Origin of the sequence: Streptomyces sp. NPDC052109 (assembly GCF_040680195.1) — a bacterium.
In the GTDB taxonomy this organism is placed as follows: Bacteria; Actinomycetota; Actinomycetes; order Streptomycetales; family Streptomycetaceae; genus Streptomyces.
On the sequence record NZ_JBFAWF010000054.1, the window covers coordinates 1 to 8,395 of the forward strand.

Below are 8,395 nucleotides of genomic sequence, written 5' to 3' on the forward strand. Positions count from 1 at the left end.
CGGGCGGATGGCCGGCTGGAGTATTTGGGGCGTGCGGATGAGCAGGTGAAGATCCGTGGTTTTCGGATCGAGCCGGGTGAGGTGCAGGCGGTCGTGGCCGCGCATCCGCGGGTGGCGCAGGCCGCGGTGGTGGCTCGTGAGGACGTGTCGGGGGACACCCGTCTGGTCGCCTACGTCGTGCCCGACGGTGACGGCGCAGCCGAACTGCCGGAGCAGGTACGTGACTTCGCGCGACACCGGCTGCCCGAGTACATGGTTCCCTCCGCCGTCGTGGTCCTGGACGCGCTGCCGTTGTCGGTGAACGGCAAGCTGGACCGCAAGGCGCTGCCCGCCCCCGCTTACACCACCGGTGCCGGCCGGGCGCCGGCCAATGCTCGCGAGGAGATCGTCTGCGCCGCCTTCGCCGAAGTCCTCGGCCTGGAACAGGTCGGTGTCGACGACAACTTCTTCGCCCTCGGCGGGCACTCCCTGGTCGGCATCCGCCTCGTCGAACAGCTCCGTCTGCGGGGCGTCGCCGTGTCCGTGCGCACGCTCTTCCAGGCCCCGACACCGGCCGGTCTGGCCGCCTCGACCGGCGCGCTACAGGTGGAGGTACCGGCGAACCTGATCCCCGCCGACGCGCGGGAGATCACCCCGGAGATGCTCCCCCTCATCGATCTGACAGCCGGCGAGATCGAGCGGATCGCCACCACCGTCGAGGGCGGAGCGGCGAACATCGCGGACATCTACCCGCTGGCCCCACTGCAGCAGGGCCTCCTCTTCCACCACCTCCTCGCCGACGGCGGCGAAGACGCCTACGTGCTGCGCGCCGCGCTGGAATTCGACACCCGGGCACGCCTGGACGCGTTCGTCGAGGCGCTGCAACTGGTCGTGGACCGGCACGACATCTTCCGTACGTCCTTCGTCTGGGAGGGCCTGCGCGAGCCCGTGCAAGTGGTGTGGCGCAAGGCCGTGCTGCCGGTGACACAGGTGACCCTCGGCCCGGACACCACCGACCCGGCGACGGAACTGCAGGCGCTCGTCGGCTCCTCGATGGACCTGGGCCGTGCCCCGCTCCTGCGGGTGGACTACGCGGCGCTGCCGGGCGGCGGCTGGATGGCCCTGACCCGGATGCACCACACGGTGCGCGACCACACCGCGCTCGAGGTCGTGCTCAGCGAGGTCCGGACGATCGTGGCCGGGCGCACGGCGGAGCTGCCCGCGCCGATGCCGTTCCGCAACTTCGTCGCGCAGTCCCGCCTCGGGATGTCGATCGAGGAGCACGAGCGGTACTTCGCCGCCCTGCTCGCCGACGTGGACGAGCCGACCGCCGCGTACGGGCTGCTGAACGTGCGCGGCGACGGTGCCGACTCCGTGCACGGGGTGACCGCCTTCGGCGACGAGCTGAACGCCCGCCTGCGCGAGACCGCGCGACGTCTGGGCACCAGCCCCGCGACGCTGATGCACGTGGCGTGGGCCCGGGTGCTGGCCGCGGTCAGCGGCCGCGCCGACGTCGTCTTCGGTACCGTGCTCTACGGCCGGATGAACTCCGGAGCCGGTGCCGACCGGGTGCCCGGACCGTTCATGAACACCCTGCCAGTCCGGGCTCTGACGGACCGTCACGGCGTGCTGGCCGCCGTCACCGCGATGCGCGACCAGCTGGCCGAGCTCCTGGAGCACGAGCACGCTCCCCTGGTGGCGGCGCAGCGGGCCAGCGGCATCGTCGGCGACGCCCCGCTGTTCACCTCGTTCATCAACTACCGCCGGAACGAGGCACAGAGCCCCGAGGAGCGCGCGGGCCAGGTGATGGAGGGCACCCGTCTGCTGCTGTCACGGGAGCGCACCAACTACCCGCTGGTCATCCTGGTCGACGACAACGGCGACGGGATCGAGGTCGCCGTCGACGCCGTGGCCCCGATCGACTCGGCCGAAGTGGGCGTACTGGTGCGTACCGTGACCGAAAACCTGGTCGGCGCGCTGGAGACGGCGCTGGCGGGAGGCGCGGACCTGCCGCTGAGCGAGGTCTCGGTGCTGGACGAGGCCGGGCGCTCGCGCCTGCTGACGGAGTGGAACGACACGGCGGCCGAGGTACCGGCCGGCACCGTCGTCGGCCTGTTCGAGGCCCAGGCGGCGCGGACCCCCGACGCGGTGGCGATCGTCGCCGACGGCGAGCGGCTGTCGTACGCCGAGCTGGACGCCCGGGCGAACCGGATCGCGCACGATCTGATCGCCCAGGGTGTCGGCGCCGAGTCCGTGGTGGGCCTGGCGCTGCCGCGCGGACTGCAGATGGTCACCGCGATGCTGGCGGTCTGGAAGGCCGGTGCCGGCTATCTCCCGGTCGACCCCGAGCAGCCTGCCGACCGGGTGGCGTACCTGCTGACCGACTGCCAGGTGTCGCTGGTGCTCACCACCATGGACATCTGGGACGAGCTGCCGGCCGGCCGGCTCCGCACGGTCGTGCTGGACGGCCCGCGGACGGCGATGCGGCTGGCCGAGGCCCCCACGACCGCGCCCGGGACGGCACCGCACCTGGACTGCCCGGCCTATGTGATCTACACCTCCGGCTCGACCGGCCGCCCGAAGGGCGTTGCGGTGACCCACGGGGCGCTGGCCAACTACGTCGCCACGGTTTTGCCCCGGATCGGGTTCACCGGCCCCGGCGCCCGGTACGCCCTGCTCCAGGCGCAGGTCACCGACCTGGGCAACACCGTGCTGTTCGCGAGCCTGACGACCGGCGGCGAGCTGCACCTCCTGGAGGAGGCCGCCGTCACCGACCCGGCCGCGGTCTCGGGCTACCTGGCCGAGCACGCCATCGACCACCTGAAGGTCGTCCCCTCGCACCTGGCGGCGCTGAGCGCGGCGGGCGGCCCCGAGCAGGTCCTCCCGGCCCGGTCGCTCGTTCTCGGCGGCGAGGCCGCCGCCCCGGGCTGGGTACGGGAACTGGTGGACGCGGCCGACGGGTGCGAGGTGTTCAACCACTACGGCCCGACCGAGACCACCATCGGTGTCGCCACCACCCGGCTGACCGCCGAACTGGTCGCCGACGGGGTCGTCCCGGTCGGCACGCCGGTCGGTAACACCCGGTTCTACCTGCTGGACGCCCGTCTGCAGCCGGTGCCGGTGGGCGTCGCGGGCGAGCTGTACGTGGCGGGTGCCCAGCTGGCGCGCGGCTACGTCAGGCGTCCTGGGCTCACAGCGGAACGGTTCGTCGCCAATCCCTTCGAGCCGGGCCTGCGGATGTACCGCACCGGCGACCTCGCGCAGTGGACCGCGGACGGCCAAGTGGTCTTCCTCGGCCGCGCCGACGAGCAGGTGAAGATCCGCGGCCACCGGATCGAGCCCGGCGAGGTGCAGGCGGCGCTGACCGCACACCGGCAGGTCGCCCAGGTGGCGGTCGTCGCCCGTCAGGACACCCCGGGCGAGACCCGCCTGGTCGCCTACGCGGTGCCCGCCGAGGGCGCGGACGACGAGAAGCTCCCCGCGCAGCTGCGGCAGTTCGCCACCGAGCGACTGCCGGAGCATCTCGTGCCGTCCGCTGTCGTGGTGCTGGACGCGCTGCCACTCGCCGCCAACGGGAAGCTGGACCGCAAGGCCCTGCCGGCGCCGGACTTCGCGGGCCGGGCCGGCTCCGGTCGGGGGCCGGCGGACGCTCGCGAGGAGATCGTCTGCGCTGCCTTCGCCGAGGTGCTGGGCCTGGAACGGGTCGGCGTGGACGACGACTTCTTCGAGCTGGGCGGGCACTCCCTGGTGGCCGTCCGGCTGGTGGAGATCCTCCGCGCCCAAGGCGTCTCGATCTCCGTCCGCACCCTGTTCGACACCCCCTCCCCGGCCGGAGTGGCGGCCTCCGTGGGCGCCGAGCGCATCACCGCACCCGCCAACCGGATCCCCGAGGACGCGCAGGAGATCACCCCCGAGATGCTCTCCATGGTGGAGCTGACGGCTCAGGAGATCGCCCGTGTGACCGCGGCCGTACCCGGCGGGGCCGGGAACATCGCGGACGTCTACCCGTTGGCCCCGCTGCAGGAGGGCCTGCTCTTCCACCACGTGCTCGCGCATGGCGGCGACGACGCCTATGTGATGCCCGCGGTGCTGGAGTTCGACTCCCGGGCGCGCCTGGACGCCTTCGCCCAGGCCATGGGCCACGTGGTGGACCGGCACGACATCTACCGCACCGCCTATGTCTGGGAGGGCCTGCGCGAGCCGGTGCAGGTGGTGCTGCGACACGCCCCGCTGTCCGTCACCGAGGTCACGCTGGACCCACGCGGCACCGACCCGGTGGCCGAGCTGGTCGCCCTCGGCGGCCACTCGATGGATCTGGCCGACCCCCCGCTGATCACCCTGCACATCGCGGCCGCCCCCGGCGGCGCCAGGTGGCTGGCACTGGTCCGGGCGCACCACATGGTGCGCGACCACACCGCGCTGGTGGTGCTGCTGACCGAGGTCAAGGCCTTCCTGACCGGGCGCAGCGCCGAACTCCCCGCACCGCTGCCGTTCCGCGACTTCGTCGCCCAGGCCCGCGGCGGCGTGGCGCGGGAGGAGCACGAGCGGTACTTCGCCACTCTGCTCGGCGACGTCGAGGAACCGACGGCACCGTTCGGCCTCGTCGACGTGCGCGGCGACGGCCACGCTCTGGTCCGCAACCCGGTCGAGCCCGCCCCCGAGGTGGACGCCCGGCTGCGCGAGGTGGCCCGCCGCCTGGGCACCAGCCCGGCGACGCTGCTGCACTTGGTCTGGGGCCGGGTGCTCGCGGCCGTGTCCCCCCAGCCGACCGTGGTCTTCGGCACCGTCCTGTCGGGCCGGATGAACGCCGCCGCCGGCGCCGACCGGATTCCCGGCCCCTTCATCAACACCCTGCCGGTGCGGTTGCGCGGGAGGCGACTCGGCGTGGTGGCGGCCGTCTCCGAGATGCGCACCCAGCTCGCGGAGCTGCTGGAGCACGAGCACGCCCCGCTGGTGCTCGCGCAGCGCGCCAGCGGAGTGGCCGGCGGCAACCCGCTGTTCACCTCGTTCATCAACTACCGGCGCAACGCGGGCCAGAACCTGGACGAGCGCTGGGACGGCGAACTCGACGGCGTCCGGCTGGCGTTCGCCAACGAGCGCACCAACTTCCCGCTGGCACTGATGGTCGACGACAACGGCACGGACATCGCCCTGTCCGTGGACGCGGTGGCGCCGGCCGATGGAGCCGCGGTGGGAGAGCTGGTCCGCAACGCGATGGCGAACCTGGTGTCGGCGCTGGAGACGGCCCTGGACGGCGGCCCGGAGCTGCCGCTGGACGCGGTGGCGGTGCTGGACGAGGGCGAACTGCACCGGATCCTCGACGAGTGGAACAGCACCGGCCGCCCCGTGACCGCTGCGACGCTGCCCGAGCTGTTCGCCGCGCAGGCCGCCGCGACCCCCGACGCGGTCGCTCTGGTCGCGGACGGCGTGAGCCTGTCGTACGCCCAGCTGGACGCGCGGGCCAACCGGCTGGCGCGACTGCTGATCGGCCGCGGTGTCGCCCCCGAGTCGGTGGTCGCGGTGGCCCTGGAACGCGGCGTCGACCTGGTCGTCGCCCTCCTCGCGGTGACCAAGGCCGGTGGCGCCTATCTGCCGCTGGACCGTTCCTACCCGGCGGAGCGCATCGCCCGCATGCTGGCGGACTCCGCGCCCACCCTGCTGCTGACCGACGGTCGGGGCACCCTGACCACCGCCGGCCTGGCCCGAGTGGTGCTCGACGAGGACGAGACGGCACGCGAGCTGGTGGGCCTCGCCGAAGGCCCCGTGCAGCCGACGGAACTGCGCGCGCCACTCGGTGCGGACAACGCGGCCTACGTCATCTACACCTCCGGCTCCACCGGGCAGCCCAAGGGCACCGTCGTGCCCCACCGTGCCGTCGACCGGCTGGTGCGCGAGTCCGGCTATCTGGAGCTCGGCCCGGGGAACGTGGTCGGTCAGCTCTCCTCGGCCTCCTTCGACGCGGCGACCCTGGAGATCTGGGGCCCCCTGCTCAACGGGGCGACCCTCGCGGTCGCGGCGCCCGGCGCGCTCTCGGTGGCCGAACTCAGGGCCTTCCTGACCGCCCACGCGGTGGACACGGCCTGGTTGACGGCCGGCCTGTTCCACGAGGTGGTCGACCAGGACGTGTCCGCACTGGCCGGCCTCCGCCGCCTGCTGGCCGGCGGTGACGCCCTGTCACCGGCGCACTGCCGCCGCCTGCTGGCCGCACTGCCCGAGGTCCGGCTGTTCAACGGCTACGGGCCGACCGAGAACACCACCTTCACCACGGTCCACGAGATCCACTCGGCCGAACTGGCCCAGGGCACCACCTCGGTGCCGATCGGCCGCCCGATCGCCGACACCCGGGTGTACGTGCTGGACGCCTCGCTGCGTCCCGTGCCGGTCGGGGTCGAGGGCGAGCTCTACGCCACCGGCGCCGGCCTGGCCCGCGGCTACCGACAGCAGGCCGCGCTGACGGCCGAGCGGTTCGTGGCCTGCCCCTTCGAGCCGGGCGCGCGGATGTACCGCACCGGCGACCGGGCACGGTGGACGGCGGACGGACGGCTGGTGTTCGCCGGCCGTACCGACGACCAGGTCAAGATCCGCGGCTTCCGGGTCGAGCCCGGGGAGGTCGCCGAGGTGCTCGCCGGTCACCCACAGGTGGCGCAGGCCGCCGTCGTCACCCGCGGGGACGCCTCCGGCGGCCCCCGCCTGGTCGCCTACGTCGCCCCCGTCGACCGATCCGAGGAACTCCCGGCCACCCTGCGGGAGTTCCTCGCCGACCGGTTGCCCGAGTACCTCGTCCCCTCGGCGGTCGTGGTCGTCGACGCGCTGCCGCTGACCGCGAACGGAAAGCTCGACCGCGCGGCCCTTCCCGCCCCCGTGTACACCACCGGCGAGGGCCGCGGGCCGGCCGACGGCCGCGAGGAGGCCGTCGGCGGGCTGTTCCGCGAAGTGCTCGGCCTCACAGAGGTCGGAATGGACGACGACTTCTTCGCCCTGGGCGGCCACTCCCTGCTGGCCACCCGCCTGGTGACCCGGGTGCGGGAAGTCCTGGGCGTGGAACTGCCGTTGCGGGCGGTGTTCGAGGCCCGCACCGTGGCCGGCCTGGCCCGGCGCGTGGGAACCGAGAAGTCAACGAGGCCGGCCCTGCGGCCGATGCGCAACCACGAGGAGTCCTGATGATTCCCCTGTCCTTCGCCCAGCGCCGGCTGTGGTTCATCGGCCAGCTGGACGGCCCGAGCGCCAGGTACAACCTTCCGGTCGTGCTCCGGCTCTCGGGCCGGGTGGACGGCCCGGCGCTGAACGCGGCGCTGCGGGACGTGATCGGCCGCCACGAAGTGCTGCGCACGGTGTACGTGGTCGCCGACGGTGAGCCCTACCAGCGGATCCTCAAGCCCGACGAGCTGGACTGGGCCCTGACGGTGGCCGAGGTCGCCCCCGCCGACCTGGACGCGGCGGTCACGGCCGCGGCGCAGCACGCCTTCGACCTCGCCCAGGACGTCCCCATCCGGGCCTGGCTGTACTCGACCGGCGCCGAGGAGCACACCCTCGTCCTGACCCTCCATCACATCGCCGGTGACGGCTGGTCCATGCGCGTGCTCGCCCGGGACCTCTCGGCGGCGTATGCGGCGCGTGTCGCGGGCGGGGCGCCCGAGTGGGAGCCGCTGCCGGTGCAGTACGCGGACTACGCGCTGTGGCAGCGGGAGCTGCTCGGTGACGAGGACGATCCGGAGAGCAGGATGTCCCGCCAGGTCGCCTACTGGCGCGAGGCCCTTGCGGACGTGCCGGAAGAGCTGACGCTGCCGGCCGACCGCCCGCGCCCCGCCGTCGGCTCCTACCGCGGTCACCGGGTGCCTCTGGAGGTGCCCGCCGAGGTGCACGCGAAGCTCGTGGACCTGGCGCTGGACGAGGGGGTGACCCCGTTCATGGTGCTGCGCAGCGCCCTGGCCGTGCTGCTCGCCCGGCTCGGCGCCGGTGACGACATCCCGATCGGCTCGGCCGTCGCCGGGCGCGCCGACTCGGCCCTGGACGACCTGGTCGGCTTCTTCGTCAACACCCTGGTCATCCGCACCGACCTGTCGGGCAATCCCAGCTTCCGTGAGCTGCTGGCCCGGGGGCAGGAGACCGTGCTGTCGGCCTTCGAGCACCAGGACGTGCCGTTCGAGAAGCTGGTGGAGGAGCTGGCGCCCACACGTTCGATGGCCCGGCACCCGCTCTTCCAGGTCATGCTGAACGTCCAGAACAACGCCGCGGCGGTGCTGGAACTCGCCGGTCTGCGCGTCGAGGTGGCCACGACCGACGTCCACGGGGCCAAGTTCGACCTGGAGGTCGACTGCTGGGAGACGTTCGACGGGGTGGGTCGGCCGGCTGGTTTGCGGGGTCAGTTGACGGTGGCGGCGGATCTGTTCGAGGGGGGGAGTGTCGGGCGGATCGC

The 8,395-nt window shown here is 73.2% G+C and carries 2 protein-coding genes; both read left to right on the top strand.

The genetic code is table 11. The features are described from left to right. Nucleotides 1–15 precede the first annotated feature (15 nt). Complete coding sequence (locus tag AB0L59_RS42095; protein ID WP_365593464.1) at nt 16–7,140, top strand: amino acid adenylation domain-containing protein; 7,125 nt, start codon at nt 16–18, stop codon at nt 7,138–7,140. Then, a partial coding sequence (locus tag AB0L59_RS42100) for a condensation domain-containing protein (RefSeq protein ID WP_365593461.1) occupies nt 7,140–8,395 on the top strand: 1,256 nt, incomplete at its 3' end. The genes AB0L59_RS42095 and AB0L59_RS42100, both read left to right, overlap by 1 nt.